Genomic DNA, 13,146 nt, shown 5'->3' with positions numbered 1-13,146 from the left:
CGCGACCACGGGTATATCGAGACCCGCTTTAACCGGGGGCGGTATCACTGGTCCGCCGGTGAGATCATCACCAACCCCGACGAAATAGCCCACCTGCGTAAACGCGGGGCGGAACTGGAGCCGGTGGAATGTCAGGAACAACCACAGACCCCGTAGCGGATACGCCCCTGACCGATGCCGAGATGGTCCAGTGCCGCCGGTATATGGGCTATCCAGCCATGGGCGGTATCAACAGCGGCCAGCAGTCGTGGCGCTTCTTTCAGGTCTACGGTTTCAACGAATGGCGTATGCGGAACATGGCGCCGGACGAATATGTCCAGATCAGGACGTTTCTGAGCCAGTGCCAGACGCTTGAGACGGCCATCATGGGCGCCACCGACAATCTGGACACAGACCAGGCCGCCGTGTGGCACCACAACCGCTACGAGGTTCAGGACCGTTTCGGCCTCTACAATCGCTGGCGTCGGCAGTTGTGCGCGTTCTTTGGCATCCCGCCCGGTCCCGGCCTACGCCCGCAGAACCGCATCACAATCTAGGAGGCAGCATGTTCGCTGTTGATAGCAACCGGCCCCGCCCGACGCGGCTGTGGGCGCAGGTAAAGGCTGGCGTGATCGTCGCCATCAAATGCGCTCTCGTGCGCCAGCCGCAGCCGTTCGGCCCTGACGCCGGTCGTGTGGTTGAGGTGACCGGAACCGACGCACAGGTCGGGTATCTGGTTGACCATATGGGCAACGTCACCCCGCGTGAAAACCGAACTGGCCCGATCCCTGATGGCCGTCCGGCCTATATCGAAGGACCGCCGGTTCCCGCAATTGCATCGGGGCCTCTTGGTCGCGCCCTGGCGTCTGCTGGCGTGATGCCGACCAAAGACCCGGACCACCCGGCGAACTGGTCGAAAAATGCAGCCCCTGAGCAGAAGGAGGCGGCAGATGGCACCGCTGACAACCCGGCAGCGTAACGCCCTGCCAAAATCGGCATTCGGGCTGCCCGGTTCGCGCCGGTTTCCGATGCCCAATCGCGCTCATGCGATAGCCGCGAAAGGCCGCGCTACGCAGCAGGTGAAAGCGGGCAACCTGTCAAAGTCCTCGCAGGCGAAGATCAACGCCAAGGCAAACAGCATTATCCGGCGGAGAAAATAAATGGCACGTTCCCCCAAGCGCATGACCATGGCGCAATACCTAAGGTCCAACACCGACCGGAAAGAGGATGGCCAGAACGCGGCTTTGGTCGGAATGACCACGGCGGCGTTCAAAAAGACCGCGCAGGCCAAGGCCATTGACCGGCAGATGGTTTCACTCATGAACCGCACCTCGACCAAGGGTCGGCGTCACTGATGGATCAGGCCCTCCTTCAGTCCAAGACTGCTAAAGGCTACGCCAAGGCGGCCCTGCGGCTGGGGGCCTCGACCGAGCAATATCGCCCGGCATCACTGACTGCGCCCATGGGCACCGTCTACGCGACCATGTTGGCAGCGTTCAACGCAGATAAAGCATTCGGGTTTCAGGCTCCCGCGCTGTGGGACAAACCCGCCGTGTTCGGCCTGTTCGACACTACGGATGTGCAATCCGGCGACCTGCTGACGTGCGCGGGCGAGAACTACTTTGTGGCTCGTCTTGAGCCGTTCCGGCCGCCGCTGTGCATGCTGTGCAACCGGGTTGTGTCCATCGCGGGACAGCCGGGGCAGGGTAGCACCAACGGCGATGGTGCGGTCTGCACGGACGTTGGCGCGTCGGACGACTACGGCACAGCAGGCGATACGGACGGTCAGACCACGCTTGCCTCGGGTTGGCCTGCCTTTATCCAGATCAAGGGCAAAGGCAGCCCGACAGGCGATGGTATCCCCGGATCGATCAAGGCAGCGGACTACGAGATGCTCCTGCCCGTCATGCCTGGATTTATCCCGACCGTGGAGATGGCCGTCACGACCGATCTAGGCACGACCTACACCCTGAAAGCGGTCGAGCCGAGCCAGTATGGCAACCGCTGTCTGATGAGCGTGAGGCAGGTGTAATGGCTGATATCGTCTCGATTTCCCGCGCTATCGTGGAGCAGATGGAAGCCATTGTTTATCCGAGCGGCAAGGGCGCGGCTTCTGTTACGGGCAGGCCCACCAAGATTTTCCGTGGCTGGCTCACGCAGGACGATTACGCTGGCGCAGACTGCACCCTGAACCGGGGCGTGGACTTCATCACCGTAATGGACCTGCAGGGCGGCTGGCGGCGCATTGATGAGCCTTTGGGCCGACCGTGGCGGCAGGAGGACACAATACCGGCCACCGTGTCGATCACGACAGAGGGCAGCACGGCTACAGTTACGCTACAGGACGACGCAATCCCGGCAGGCATTGTTGGGCTACGCATCCGATCAGATGGCACGACTATCCCATACCGGTCCGTAGCAGCCTATGCCGTGCAGGCAACGGATACGGCCACCACGATTGCCGCCGCACTGGCTGCACAGATACCCGGAGCCACGTCCAGCGGATCCGCGGTGACGGTGCCAGGCGCCACCGATCTGTCAGGCGCTGTAGGCGGATACGCTCCGGCGGTTCGCACGGCGCGCAGGCAGCAGCAGTTATTTCAGGTCACGGTCTGGTCAGCATCGACCAAGGCCCGCGATGCGCTAGGCACGGCGCTCGATAACGGTATGGCCTTCATCGACTGGCTAACCGACGCCAACGGCTCGACATTCCAGATCGAGAGCCGAGGTAACTGGAACAATGACGCCGCGCAGAACAGCGGCATTTTCATGCGGCCGTTCCGGTTTATCGCCACCTACGACACAGATGCGCGCGAGAATATGGCGCAGATGTTGTTTGGCACTGAGGTATTCAGCCTGCCGGGCGACAGAACCATCACAACGGGAGACGGGCCGCTTCTGGCCGTATCCTGACCCACCCGAGGACAACCAATGCCCACCACACAGACGACCACGGCCGCCGGGCCGACGCCTGCGCCCGCAGCCACGACACCCGCCGAAACCTACGTGGTCACGCTGCCCGGCTACGGCTACCGGATCGGCACCAAGATCACCGATGCCGCCACGATTGCGAGGCTGAAAACGGGCGGCATCCTTAGCCGGTTCACCGTGCGCGTTGCCGCCGCTCAGGAGAAATAACCATGTCGCAGATCTATCAGGCAGGCAGTCTGAACACCAATTCAATCGAGGTTCCTGGCCTTTACGTCCAGATCCAGAAGCCCACCACGCTGGCGCTCAACGGCGTTTCCAGTGGGCGCATCGGCCTGGTTGGCACGGCTGCATGGGGACCGATCAACACGCCGGTGATCGTCGGCAGCATGGGCGACCAGCTTGCGGCGTTCGGCCCCAAGCAGGCGCTTGCCACCGACATCGGCACGGCGGTGAATATCGCCATCCTGCAGGGTGCATCCGACTTCCGCTGCGTGCGCGTGAGCGATGGCACGGACGCGGCTGCCACCGGCACGCTGTCGGGCGTCTCGCTGACCGCGAAATATACCGGCAGCGCGGGCAACGCCATCACGGCCGCGCTGACCCAGAACAGCATCGTCACGACCCGCTACACGCTGACCACAAGCCACGCCACGCTGGGCAGCCGGTCCTATACCGGCGCGACGTGGACGGCCATTGCCGCCGCCATTGCAGCCGACACGTCCGCGCTGGTCGTGGCGACGGTTCCGACAACCGTTCCCGATCTGACGGCAGGAACGGCAACCCTGTCCGGCGGCGCGGATGGTGGAACCCCCACCACGGCACAGTTCATCGGCGCGGACGATGCAACCCGCACTGGCATGTATGCCCTGCGCAATCAGGGCTGTGCGCTGGGTGTCCTGCACGGGTTGACGGATGACACGTCATGGACCACGCAGGCGACGTTTGGCCTTGGTGAAGGGCTGTATATGATCGCGTGCGGCCCGTCTGGCGACACGATCAGTAATGCTGTCAGCATGAAGGACGCCGCTGGTCTGGACAGTTATGGCGTCAAGTTGATGTTCGGCGACTGGCTGTGGTGGGACGACGACACCAACAGCGACATGCTGGTGCCCCCGCAGGCGTTCGTGGCGGGTCTGTTTGGCGGCCTGTCGCCTGAACAGTCCAGTCTGAACAAGGAACTGTCGGGCGTGATCGGCAGCCAGAAGGCCGGGCTGGTGTCCAGCGGAACGACGCAGACCTATTCCGACGCGGAACTAGGGGCACTGTTCGAGGCCGGGATTGACGTGATCTGCAACCCGGCACCGGGCGGAAGCTATTGGGCTGTGCGTGGCGGTATCAATACATCCTCGGATGATGCCATTGATGATGACAGCTACACGCGCCTGACCAATTACATCGCCGAAACCATCAATTCCGGCATGGGCGCGTTTGTGGGCGATGTCATCAATGACACGCTGTTCGGCGATATCCGCGCCGTGCTGCTGGGCACGCTGTCCAATATGGTCAGCAACGGCATCCTTGGCGGGACCGCTGATTATGCGGTGGTATGCGACACGTCCAACAACCCGCAGAGCCAGACATCGCTGGGCTACGTGCGCGCCGATGTGCAGGTCACGTATCAGGGCATCAACCGCTTCTTCGTGGTCAACCTGCAGGGCGGTTCCAGTGTGGTGGTCACGTCGGCCACGTCCGCAACCTGATCCTGTTCCGTTTCAACAGCCGCCCACACCGGGCGGCTTTTTCTTTGGAGGATTGAATGGCGAACCAGCTATTCAACGTAGGCCGGAACTGCCGGGTTGTTCTGGTCTATAATGGTAGTCGCATTGACCTGCCGACCGTAACCGGGTTCCAGTCCCAGCAGCAGACGACGCAGCTTACGTCCAAGCCGCTGAACGATGAGCCGGTGTTCTATGACGTGCCCAACGGCTGGCGCGGCACATTTACGGTCCAGCGCGACGGCGGCGGCCTTGATAACCTGATGATTGCCATCGAGGCGGGCTTTTGGGATGCCGGAACGATGCTGCTCGGCACCGTCTATCAGTATGTGACCGAAGTGGATGGCACCCTGAGCACCTACGAGTATGTGGGGGCCTCGCTGCGCCAGCCCGAAGCGGGTAACTTCCAGTCGGAAAACATTGTGAGCCAGCGCCTTGAGTTCACCGCACGTCGCAGGAACAAGATTTCATGAGCAACGAGACCATAACCGATGCCAAAGGTCGCAAGATCGAGGTCAAGGAAGTGGCTGGTAGCCGCCTCGCGCGCCTGACCCGACCCACCTTCATGTGAACATCACCATCACCGGAGACAAAGAATGACCGATACCAGCCAGCAGCAGGGCGCCAAGGCAAAGGACAAGATTACCCCGCCCAATGGGTTCTCGTGGAAGGAAAGCGAACGCATTGTGAACGGAAAGGCAATCCTTGGAATGCAGGTGGCCTATGAAGTTGAAGGCAAGGAACACAGCGCCTTTTTCGTGGACCGCCTCCCCTTGAGCAAGTCCATTGCCGCCACTGAAATGTTTGGAGCGCCCAAGACAGATCGTGGCGCTCTGGCGCTGAGTGCTGCAATTCGCCTGGACGAATTTGACGGCACTCCCGTTGAAACCGTCGAAAGTCGGCGTGACATTGATCGTGCAATGGACCGGCTGGATGAGGAAGGGCTGGAAGCCTTCATCTGTGCCCTGATCGAGCGCAGCAAAACCGCTGCTGGCAACCAGGCAGATCAGGACGTTGATACAGCGGGAAACTGAGCAAAGACCCCGAATTTCAACAGATGATCTTCCTTGCGCGGAACGGGGTCCCGGTTGAGACGCAGGAAGAGTGGTCCAGCGCCCGACGCCTTGCTGCCTACATCGCCATTGTGGAGCAGCTATCCGGCGGCAAACGGGTATGGAGCCGTGAAGATCGGTGCTGGCGTGAGATAGAGAACCAATGACATGGCCGGACGCGAATTCACTGAACGGGAGTTCCTTGCCTTTCTGGAGGAACGTCCGGCTGCGTTGCGTGAGGCGCAGAAGGCCGGGCTTCAGCAGGGAGCGGAACTGCTGGTCACCACGGCACGGGATATTGTGGGCACCTATCAGGTCAAGGACATGGGAAATATCCCGCCTTGGGCAGAATTGGCCGATAGCACCAAGGCGGACCGGCTCAGCCAGGGCTTTACGGAGAATGATCCCGGCCTGCGAACGGGCGAGATGCGGGCGGTCTATGAGGCCCGCGTGACTGACAAGCCGGGGATCATACTGGGAAACCCTGATCCGGTCGCGCTCTGGTTTGAGGAAGGGACGGTTAGGCAACCCCCGCGTCCTGTCATTGCCGTCGCCCTTTTCCGCAAACAGATGACCATTACCCAGCGCATCGCGAGACGTTTCACCGCTGTGCTGGCTGGCCGTGAAGGGCTGGGAGAGCAACCATGAGCGAAACCTTTGCCGTAAGCGGCGAATATAACCTGAAATCTGATGCTCCCGAGGTGCTGGAGCGGATTACGCGCGGGTTCCGGGAGGCGATTGATACAGGCGAAAGGCTGCTCGGGGTTCTCGACAGACTGGAAGGGGGCGTCAATCTCTCGCGCCTGATCCGGCAGTTGAAGGAAGTCGGAGGCATCAACCTGTCTGGTTTGACCAGTACGGTCCGCGAGGCTGGCCTATCGTTCGACACGATCACCACATCGGCAAGGGAAGCGTCTGAGGCGATCCGACAGGTCAAGGAAGCCTCCAATGGCATGCGGGGGTTCTCCATCCCCACACCTGTGCCCTCAGGCACTCCTATTCCCGGCGGTTCGCCAGTCCCACCTTCCCCCAATGGGCCACCTGTGCCCCCTGCGCCGGGAGGGCAGCAGGTGCCGGGTAGGCCGCCGCTCACGATGGGTCATGTCGCCCATAACGCGATGACCATCGGGTTCGATATCGACATGTACGGGGAGGCTGCCAAGAGCGCCTTGCGGCCATCTCTCGATCTTGCTCAGACAAGGCAACGCCTGATTGCTTCCAGCGCGGGAAACGTTGCGGACGCCGATGCTGCCATTCGCCAGGCGCAGGATCTACAGCGCACCATTCCCGGCACGAATGTGATGGACAACATTGATGTCTATTCCATCCTGCTGCGCCAGACGCAGAACGCGGAACAGGCCCGCGCATTGGTTCCTACCTTCCTTCCTACGGGCGTGGCGGCCGAAGCGTTTCACCCTGAGTCTGGCAACTACGCTCATCAGCTTGAGTCGCTGGTACAGCTTGCGGAATTTCGTGGCGCACTGCTCAAGACTGACCCGAAAACAGGGGAAGAGCATGTTGATCTTGCTGGAGCGCAGAACCTTGGCCGCATTCTACTGGCGTCCGAGGCGTCATCCCTTGGTGATATAGATTTTCGGAAGGTGCTTCAGTTCACCCGCTCGGCCGGGGTGGCCGGTGCCAATATCTCAGCCGAAGATTATCCCTATGTCTCGCCCATAATCCAGGGGATGGGGGCAGCACGGGCTGGCACAGGCTTGCAGGGTATGGAGCAGCAGTTCTCTGCCGGTCGTATGTCTCAGGCTGGGGCGAATATGCTGATCGAGATGGGGCTTATCAAAGGGGGAGGTGATGCCAAGCACAACCCGAACCTGATGGATCGAGGGATGGGTGTCTATCAGATGAAGCCTAGCGCACTGGAGGAGGGGCAGTTTGAGCAGATTGCTTTCCACCCGCGCGAGTTCGTCAGCAGGACGCTTCTCCCGATGGTGGACAGGCAGCTTGCGAAGGACTACGGCACGAAATTTACCAATGCCAACTCAGAAGAACGGCGGGTATATGAAACGAACGAAATGGCTGTTCTTGCCAGTCGTATCCCCGGTGGCACCTTCATGGCCGAAGTAGTTAGGACGTTACTGCTGAGCGCTCGAGATGCGCAGGCAACCAACCGTCTGGCCAATACCGATCTCACCGGGATTATGAAGGAAGCCCCGTCTGTCCAGATCAACAGCTTTACCGGGTCGCTCAAGAACCTGACGGCCACACTGGGCAGCGCACCATTCAAGGACGGCCTTGCGGCCCTGGGCTTGCTGACCAGCACGCTCAACTTCGCCAGCAAGGAAGCCCAACGCCACCCGAACGTGGCTCAGCCTCTTTCTACGGCGGCTACTGACCTTACGTTCGCGGCGGCGGCCTCGGCTCTCCTGAAATGGACAGGGAGAACTTTGCTCAAATACGCGCCGGAAGGGGCCGGTGCCGTAGCAGGGCGGGCAGCGCAGGGGGTAGGAAGCCGGTTCATGCCGGTTGCCCTAGGCATTGGTGCCTGGGACCTACTTTCCCCGATGGTGGACAAGATGCAGGCCCACCTTGAGCAGAATAATGAAACCCTGCGGCGTCTCGATGCGTGGCTAGGCGCTCATAGTGGCGGGATGTTCGGGACCAACACGCCAATCCAGATCACGATGGACGGCAAGAAGGTGGGCGAGGCGGTCATGCCGCACATTGACGCGGCCAACGAAAAAAACCAACGCCAGGAATTTAGATCAACAGGAACCGCCCCAGACCCAAGAAAGGATGTTCAGGTGTCGGGGAGGGCGATTGGGCGATAAGTCGATGCGTCACAATCTTGCCATGATGTAACAAGGCGTGCCACATATAGGCATATTGTTACAAATGGCGAGATAACATGAAACTAGGTGTGGCAGCTTTAATCGGCAGTCTTTTATTTCCGGCGGCATCATTTGCGCAGGATTTGGCCATCATTCCGGATGTTGAGGCAGGCAATTGGATCGCGCTTCATCATTCGCCGGATCAGGGCGTCAGCACTGATATATGCATGGCCGCAAGTGCCGATCAGGGCCTTCTTTTCAGGGGGGACGCGCATCAACTGGAAATCCGCACCGGAAACCCTCAGTGGTCGATGACGGCAGGACAGCGGGGAGAAATGACTGTCACCGTCGGGAATTATTCTCACACCTTTGAGATGATCGCCGAGGGGGCGTCCATGCTGACAACCATTGCGCAACCGGATGACATGAAGGCACTATTTGATGCGCTGGACAGCGCCAGTCAGGCCACTCTCAAATACGGCCAGAAGACAACTCGGATTGTCTCTCTTTATGGAAGCACGAAGGCGCTTAACCAGTTCAGGTCATGCGTTGCCAGCAATGGCTTTGCCGATCTAGGTAATGCCGCTGGAGGCAATGCCTCTCCATTCTGATGGTGAGCGCTAGATCAACCGCTCTGCTTTTGCCATAACAAGCCAACGCTATCAGGAGAAAATCATGCGTTGGTTTATTGTGGGAATGGCTGTTTTGGGTCTTATGTGTGCAAATGCCGAAGCGCGGGGCAGGAGCGGCCATTCCCGTGAGGCCCGAGGCTTCGCTACCGGGCATTGCAAAACGGACTCGTGCTATTCGAAGCATCCCGGCGGGTCATATGTGCACCCGATCACTGGACGCAGGCGGTAATGAAGCGCGCGGCCATGGCGGCAACCACCATTTGCCTGCTTCCCCTGCATTTTGCTCTTGCTACACCAATGACTGGAGATTTCTCTGGCGAAAATGAGGAAGTCTCTAAGGCGCGATCATTTTTTGATGGTCTAGACCAGTCCGTCAAGGCCGTATCTTTGGCGCCAAGCGGAGCGCAGGCTGGAGTGTTTCAGGGAGAAATCACTACTGTCTTGAATGCCCATAAGTTTTTCGATGCAAACAAGATACCCATCTTGCCAGAATGTACGGACAGAATAACAAAAATGGCATTTCAGTCCGCAATGTCGAATGCTTATCCAGGCTATAAAAGCAGATACGACATAAATGACAGGTATGTTGATTTATCAGGAAGCACAACCTGCCGAGTATGGTTTGATTATCCCAAAGAACGACAAAAAATAACCGGAGCAGATGGTAATGTCATCCGGTTTGGTTTTGTTGAGATCAACAATTCTATATATTTTATGATTAACGCGCCGGACCCCCATGGCCCAGATATGGATTGCCCAGATCGTCCATATCGCATTTGCAATGCTCCGTACCCGCGCGATCCAAAGCGCCCTACATTGTCTGTAGGGACTGATCCCGATACTGGCGATGTCATGAAGTTTGTTGAGCAGCCCAAATAACCCGTTAAGCCGCCTTCGGGCGGCTTTTTGCCCTAAAATGGAATTTCTTCGTCTTTCTCTTGCGAAGATGGGGCACCCCAACCTTCATTTGAAGACCGTTTCTGCGGCCGTGGCCAATCTTCTTTCAGCCAAATATGTCCATCATCTTGAACGGTGCCCGTTCTCATAGATCCATCATTTTTGATCGAACCAGCATCCCCATTGCGTAACCCGAACTCGACATCCGTATCATTGATGACAATGCGATTGACAAGGATATGTCCACTCAAGACCTCTTTGGCCATCGTGCGTAGATCTCGGTCCTGTCGGAAATAAGCCCTAACCTGCTTCATAATGTCATCAATCGTATCACGCGCCTGAAGTGCTTCACTCAAAAGGCGGCGCACGGCCTCGACTTCCGACGGAATATTATTGTCATTCTGGTAGGTGCGAATGCGTTCAAGCAGTTCTACCGGCAGGACGTGCACTCTACGCTCAGTAGTCGGTTTTTCCTGATCTTCCGCCATTTCACTCTCCGCATTCCTGATATGTGTATTTTCAGCACAAAGAGAGGTGACATATCAATTGACATCAAGAGTGACATACTTGTATCAAGAATACGGCGCATGCAGTTGCGTCAGAAAGAAGAGGAATGGGAATTGGCGTACAAAACGGGCTACGGACCCGGTGTCCATAAGGAGGATATTTCACGCCTTCAATTGAGGGTGCCGAAGAGGATCGTTGATGCGATCGACATTTTCGGTATCCCCGAAGGATTTCGAAGCCGAAATGCAGCAATCATTCATCTGATTGAGCGCGGATTGGCAGAAACAAAAAAGGCATCAGGGTCCGGTTTGGCGACTTCCCCCGATGCCTCTCACGCTGAATAAGGAATACAGCTATGCAAAAATCTATCACTCCGCGAAATCATAGTCCAGTCATTCAAAGCTTGCGAGATGAAGTTCTAACAATCGCAACCTATACGCGTATCGGACAAGAAATCGGTCGTTCAACATATCTCCAGGGCAAGAAAGGCATTGATCTGGTAGGTCCAGTAGGCGGAGCCTCATGCGCAATCATGGAAATGGCTCGCCTGACCGGCATAAAAATGGAAGATGCCGAAGTTATAGCGGTCACTATGGCGAAGGCAGCTATCGCCGCATTTGACGAAGAAGAAGCCAAGGGAGCCGCAGCATGAGCACCAACAAAGGCATCCTCGTCTACAACGAAAAGCCGATCAACTTTCGCGATGAAATGCTGTGCCTGACCGATATGTGGAAAGCTGCCGGCAAGCCAGCTTCAAGTTCTCCCGCGGAATGGCAACGGTCTGCTGATGCTGAGAAGTTCATCGAATTTATCGGCGAAACTCAAAACATGGGAATTTCCCATGTTATAAAATCCAATCCCGGAAAGGGCGGTGGAACGTGGGCTTACTGGCAGATCGCCTTTGCTTACGCCAAAAAGCTGTCTCCTGAGTTCCACGCTTGGGTCAATCAGGCCGCGCGAGAAAAGATGGAGGTTCTGGCGGGGAAGCAAAAGGAGAAGACTGTTAAGCGTGTCCGTAAACCCTCAGTCCTGCCGACATTCCGCACAGGCTTTGGAATCGCCAAGATACTTGGCCTCGACGATAATCAGGCGTCGATTTATGCAGATCGCTACACCAGCAAGAAGTGCAACGAAAGTCCGTTGACGCTCATGGGCATTACGCACCATGAAGCGCCCGAAAATACCAAGACATTGAACGCCAGCGAGATTGCAGAGCGCCTTGGGCTTCCCGGGTCACGTCCAGGCATCGCAGGGAATCAACTTCTGAAAGAGGCTGGGTTGCATACGGACAGCCGCGACAAGAAGAATAAGATCGTATGGACACCCACCGAAAGCGGCATGCGCTTTGCCCGTTTGTCGGATACGGGGAAGGCCCATTCGGATGGATCCGTGCAAACCTATCGCTGGTCTGAACGGGTTCTTGCGGTTCTTTCATCTCATCTTGCCGTCAAGGGAGGGTCAGCATCCGGCCCTTTCGCCAAGAAACCGGAGACCGCAACAATGTAACCCTTAAGGAGAACCCGATCAGCGGGCACTATCCAGAGGACGAAGAACTGCTGATCTGGATGGCAAACTGCGAGGCGTGGGAAACGCACCTCAAGGGTCGACCGAACGACGCCAACGCGAAGTGGCGGCGGAACGACCTGATCCGGCACATCCGCTGCCGTCTGGGCATCAAGGCTGTGGTTGAACAGGCCCGGTGCGCGTTCCTGCGTAAGCGGGGGATTGGCGTGGAGCCGATAGATGGAGCAGGAAGCCAGACCGGCATAACCAATGTCCAGATTGGCCAGACTGCCGGGGATGCCATTGGTGCTTCTCTGAAATATCTATCCGGCGAACAGTCATCTGAGGAGGTATGGAGATTCGTATGCGACTTCGCTCAATGTGTGGCCCGCATGATCGCGGACCGGGAAGGGCAGTCGAAGCCGCCGACGGCCCTGCGCATGATGATCCCGGATTGTGAAACCAGCCGGGAGCGTGAGTTGATCGCGTAGGAAACGGGGCCGCTCCGGGTGGGGCGGCCTTTCCTGTTTACCTTCCCTTTCACCTATGCCGATATACCAGCACCATGCGCCACCTGATCCTCGCCGCCGTCCTGATCGGCACAATCCCAACCGCCAACGCGGCCCCATCCTGCCCCGGCGACACAGTGGTGTGGGTCAACCAGAACACTGGCGTCTACCACCTGCCGGGTGATCGCTGGTATGGGCACACGAAACATGGCGCGTATGAGTGCGAGAGGCAGGCAGAAGCCGATGGTGCCCACCGTTCTGGCGTGCGCGGGGCGCGGCACCAGACAGCAACCGCACGACATCCAAAGCAGGACAGGGCGTCCAACACCATCGAGGACCAGGTAGATAACGCCAAACCTACCAGCAGCGTCGATAACCCTTTCTGATTTCGTCCTTGCACTTTTTCCGCCAATGTGCCTTATTGATGGCATCATGCCCTGAATACGACCACCAAGCCGCCCGTCTGAGGCGGCTTTTTTGTTGGATTTCCCATGTCGCTTGCGCTGCTCAACGCCGAAACCGCCATTGGTTCGCTGGGGCGGCTGTGGGCATCTGCGCCCGTTACCATCGGCAGCCTGACCTTGACCGGCATGGAGGTGCCAAACCTCATCCGCGATGGCGGCACGCAGCAGGTT

At 58.3% G+C, this 13,146-nt stretch carries 19 protein-coding genes; 18 read left to right on the top strand and 1 reads right to left on the bottom strand.

Features of this window, described 5'->3' with window-relative positions; all coding sequences use genetic code 11:
* Positions 1-128: 128 nt before the first annotated feature.
* The 13 genes from CFR80_RS14410 (at position 129) to CFR80_RS18955 (ending at position 9,974) form a co-directional block, all read left to right on the top strand.
* Positions 129-536, top strand: a complete 408-nt coding sequence (locus CFR80_RS14410; RefSeq protein WP_110507582.1) for a hypothetical protein — start codon at positions 129-131, stop codon at positions 534-536.
* 8 nt (positions 537-544) lie between these two features.
* A complete protein-coding gene (locus tag CFR80_RS14405) occupies positions 545-958 on the top strand; it encodes a hypothetical protein (RefSeq protein ID WP_110507581.1) in 414 nt (137 codons plus the stop codon).
* Positions 959-1,139: 181 nt separating this feature from the next.
* Positions 1,140-1,334, top strand: a complete 195-nt coding sequence (locus tag CFR80_RS14395; protein ID WP_110507579.1) for a hypothetical protein — start codon at positions 1,140-1,142, stop codon at positions 1,332-1,334.
* A complete protein-coding gene (locus CFR80_RS14390; RefSeq protein WP_110507578.1) occupies positions 1,334-2,011 on the top strand; it encodes a hypothetical protein in 678 nt (225 codons plus the stop codon). The genes CFR80_RS14395 and CFR80_RS14390 overlap by 1 nt, the downstream gene beginning before the upstream one ends.
* Positions 2,011-2,892, top strand: coding sequence for a hypothetical protein (locus CFR80_RS14385; RefSeq protein WP_110507577.1), 882 nt, complete (start codon positions 2,011-2,013; stop codon positions 2,890-2,892). The genes CFR80_RS14390 and CFR80_RS14385 overlap by 1 nt, the downstream gene beginning before the upstream one ends.
* An 18-nt stretch (positions 2,893-2,910) precedes the next feature.
* Positions 2,911-3,117 carry a hypothetical protein gene (locus tag CFR80_RS14380; RefSeq protein ID WP_110507576.1) on the top strand — a complete coding sequence of 69 codons (207 nt, stop codon included), beginning with the start codon at positions 2,911-2,913 and terminating at the stop codon, positions 3,115-3,117.
* A gap of 2 nt (positions 3,118-3,119) precedes the next feature.
* Positions 3,120-4,610: a phage tail sheath protein gene (locus CFR80_RS14375; RefSeq protein ID WP_110507575.1), complete on the top strand. Its 1,491-nt coding sequence runs from the start codon at positions 3,120-3,122 to the stop codon at positions 4,608-4,610.
* 56 nt (positions 4,611-4,666) lie between these two features.
* Positions 4,667-5,098 (top strand): hypothetical protein, encoded by a 432-nt coding sequence (locus CFR80_RS14370; RefSeq protein WP_110507574.1) that lies wholly within the window; start codon positions 4,667-4,669, stop codon positions 5,096-5,098.
* Between the two features lie 123 nt (positions 5,099-5,221).
* Positions 5,222-5,659, top strand: coding sequence for a hypothetical protein (locus CFR80_RS14365; RefSeq protein ID WP_110507573.1), 438 nt, complete (start codon positions 5,222-5,224; stop codon positions 5,657-5,659).
* A gap of 186 nt (positions 5,660-5,845) precedes the next feature.
* A complete protein-coding gene (locus CFR80_RS14360) occupies positions 5,846-6,325 on the top strand; it encodes a hypothetical protein (RefSeq protein WP_019091649.1) in 480 nt (159 codons plus the stop codon).
* On the top strand, positions 6,322-8,463 hold the full coding sequence (locus CFR80_RS14355; protein ID WP_110507572.1) for a hypothetical protein: 2,142 nt from the start codon (positions 6,322-6,324) through the stop codon (positions 8,461-8,463). Before CFR80_RS14360 ends, CFR80_RS14355 begins: the two co-directional genes overlap by 4 nt.
* Positions 8,464-8,540: 77 nt before the next feature.
* Entirely contained in the window at positions 8,541-9,074 is a 534-nt protein-coding gene (locus CFR80_RS14350; protein ID WP_146221660.1) for a hypothetical protein, read from the top strand.
* Positions 9,075-9,323: 249 nt separating this feature from the next.
* Positions 9,324-9,974 (top strand): hypothetical protein, encoded by a 651-nt coding sequence (locus CFR80_RS18955; RefSeq protein ID WP_146221659.1) that lies wholly within the window; start codon positions 9,324-9,326, stop codon positions 9,972-9,974.
* A 32-nt stretch (positions 9,975-10,006) separates the two neighbouring features.
* Here CFR80_RS18955 and CFR80_RS14345 read toward each other — a convergent pair whose 3' ends face one another.
* Positions 10,007-10,480, bottom strand: a complete 474-nt coding sequence (locus CFR80_RS14345) for a hypothetical protein (RefSeq protein WP_110507570.1) — start codon at positions 10,478-10,480, stop codon at positions 10,007-10,009.
* Positions 10,481-10,579: 99 nt separating this feature from the next.
* Between CFR80_RS14345 and CFR80_RS14340 the strand changes: the two genes are divergently transcribed.
* The 5 genes from CFR80_RS14340 to CFR80_RS14325 all read left to right on the top strand — a co-directional run bounded on the left by CFR80_RS14340 (position 10,580) and on the right by CFR80_RS14325 (position 12,897).
* Positions 10,580-10,843 (top strand): hypothetical protein, encoded by a 264-nt coding sequence (locus CFR80_RS14340; protein ID WP_258367828.1) that lies wholly within the window; start codon positions 10,580-10,582, stop codon positions 10,841-10,843.
* A gap of 11 nt (positions 10,844-10,854) precedes the next feature.
* Positions 10,855-11,151 (top strand): hypothetical protein, encoded by a 297-nt coding sequence (locus CFR80_RS18950; protein WP_146221658.1) that lies wholly within the window; start codon positions 10,855-10,857, stop codon positions 11,149-11,151.
* Positions 11,148-12,005 carry a KilA-N domain-containing protein gene (locus CFR80_RS14335; RefSeq protein WP_110507568.1) on the top strand — a complete coding sequence of 286 codons (858 nt, stop codon included), beginning with the start codon at positions 11,148-11,150 and terminating at the stop codon, positions 12,003-12,005. Before CFR80_RS18950 ends, CFR80_RS14335 begins: the two co-directional genes overlap by 4 nt.
* Positions 12,006-12,064: 59 nt before the next feature.
* Positions 12,065-12,493, top strand: a complete 429-nt coding sequence (locus tag CFR80_RS14330; RefSeq protein WP_110507567.1) for a hypothetical protein — start codon at positions 12,065-12,067, stop codon at positions 12,491-12,493.
* Positions 12,494-12,567: 74 nt separating this feature from the next.
* A complete protein-coding gene (locus CFR80_RS14325) occupies positions 12,568-12,897 on the top strand; it encodes a hypothetical protein (RefSeq protein ID WP_110507566.1) in 330 nt (109 codons plus the stop codon).
* Positions 12,898-13,146: the final 249 nt, after the last annotated feature.

Origin of the sequence: Komagataeibacter oboediens, assembly GCF_003207815.1 — a bacterium.
Lineage (GTDB): Bacteria > Pseudomonadota > Alphaproteobacteria > Acetobacterales > Acetobacteraceae > Komagataeibacter > Komagataeibacter oboediens.
Note: the sequence above shows the minus strand (reverse complement) of the source record. Positions and strands in the feature narration are given on the sequence as shown.

What these genes read in the sequence shown, in the direction of transcription:
- CFR80_RS14410 (WP_110507582.1), top strand. Translation starts at nt 129, where the DNA reads ATGTCAGGAACAACCACAGACCCCGTAGCGGATACGCCCCTGACCGAT.
- CFR80_RS14405 (WP_110507581.1), top strand. Translation starts at nt 545, where the DNA reads ATGTTCGCTGTTGATAGCAACCGGCCCCGCCCGACGCGGCTGTGGGCG.
- CFR80_RS14395 (WP_110507579.1), top strand. Translation starts at nt 1,140, where the DNA reads ATGGCACGTTCCCCCAAGCGCATGACCATGGCGCAATACCTAAGGTCC.
- CFR80_RS14390 (WP_110507578.1), top strand. Translation starts at nt 1,334, where the DNA reads ATGGATCAGGCCCTCCTTCAGTCCAAGACTGCTAAAGGCTACGCCAAG.
- CFR80_RS14385 (WP_110507577.1), top strand. Translation starts at nt 2,011, where the DNA reads ATGGCTGATATCGTCTCGATTTCCCGCGCTATCGTGGAGCAGATGGAA.
- CFR80_RS14380 (WP_110507576.1), top strand. Translation starts at nt 2,911, where the DNA reads ATGCCCACCACACAGACGACCACGGCCGCCGGGCCGACGCCTGCGCCC.
- CFR80_RS14375 (WP_110507575.1), top strand. Translation starts at nt 3,120, where the DNA reads ATGTCGCAGATCTATCAGGCAGGCAGTCTGAACACCAATTCAATCGAG.
- CFR80_RS14370 (WP_110507574.1), top strand. Translation starts at nt 4,667, where the DNA reads ATGGCGAACCAGCTATTCAACGTAGGCCGGAACTGCCGGGTTGTTCTG.
- CFR80_RS14365 (WP_110507573.1), top strand. Translation starts at nt 5,222, where the DNA reads ATGACCGATACCAGCCAGCAGCAGGGCGCCAAGGCAAAGGACAAGATT.
- CFR80_RS14360 (WP_019091649.1), top strand. Translation starts at nt 5,846, where the DNA reads ATGGCCGGACGCGAATTCACTGAACGGGAGTTCCTTGCCTTTCTGGAG.
- CFR80_RS14355 (WP_110507572.1), top strand. Translation starts at nt 6,322, where the DNA reads ATGAGCGAAACCTTTGCCGTAAGCGGCGAATATAACCTGAAATCTGAT.
- CFR80_RS14350 (WP_146221660.1), top strand. Translation starts at nt 8,541, where the DNA reads ATGAAACTAGGTGTGGCAGCTTTAATCGGCAGTCTTTTATTTCCGGCG.
- CFR80_RS18955 (WP_146221659.1), top strand. Translation starts at nt 9,324, where the DNA reads ATGAAGCGCGCGGCCATGGCGGCAACCACCATTTGCCTGCTTCCCCTG.
- CFR80_RS14345 (WP_110507570.1), bottom strand. Translation starts at nt 10,480, where the DNA reads ATGGCGGAAGATCAGGAAAAACCGACTACTGAGCGTAGAGTGCACGTC.
- CFR80_RS14340 (WP_258367828.1), top strand. Translation starts at nt 10,580, where the DNA reads ATGCAGTTGCGTCAGAAAGAAGAGGAATGGGAATTGGCGTACAAAACG.
- CFR80_RS18950 (WP_146221658.1), top strand. Translation starts at nt 10,855, where the DNA reads ATGCAAAAATCTATCACTCCGCGAAATCATAGTCCAGTCATTCAAAGC.
- CFR80_RS14335 (WP_110507568.1), top strand. Translation starts at nt 11,148, where the DNA reads ATGAGCACCAACAAAGGCATCCTCGTCTACAACGAAAAGCCGATCAAC.
- CFR80_RS14330 (WP_110507567.1), top strand. Translation starts at nt 12,065, where the DNA reads ATGGCAAACTGCGAGGCGTGGGAAACGCACCTCAAGGGTCGACCGAAC.
- CFR80_RS14325 (WP_110507566.1), top strand. Translation starts at nt 12,568, where the DNA reads ATGCGCCACCTGATCCTCGCCGCCGTCCTGATCGGCACAATCCCAACC.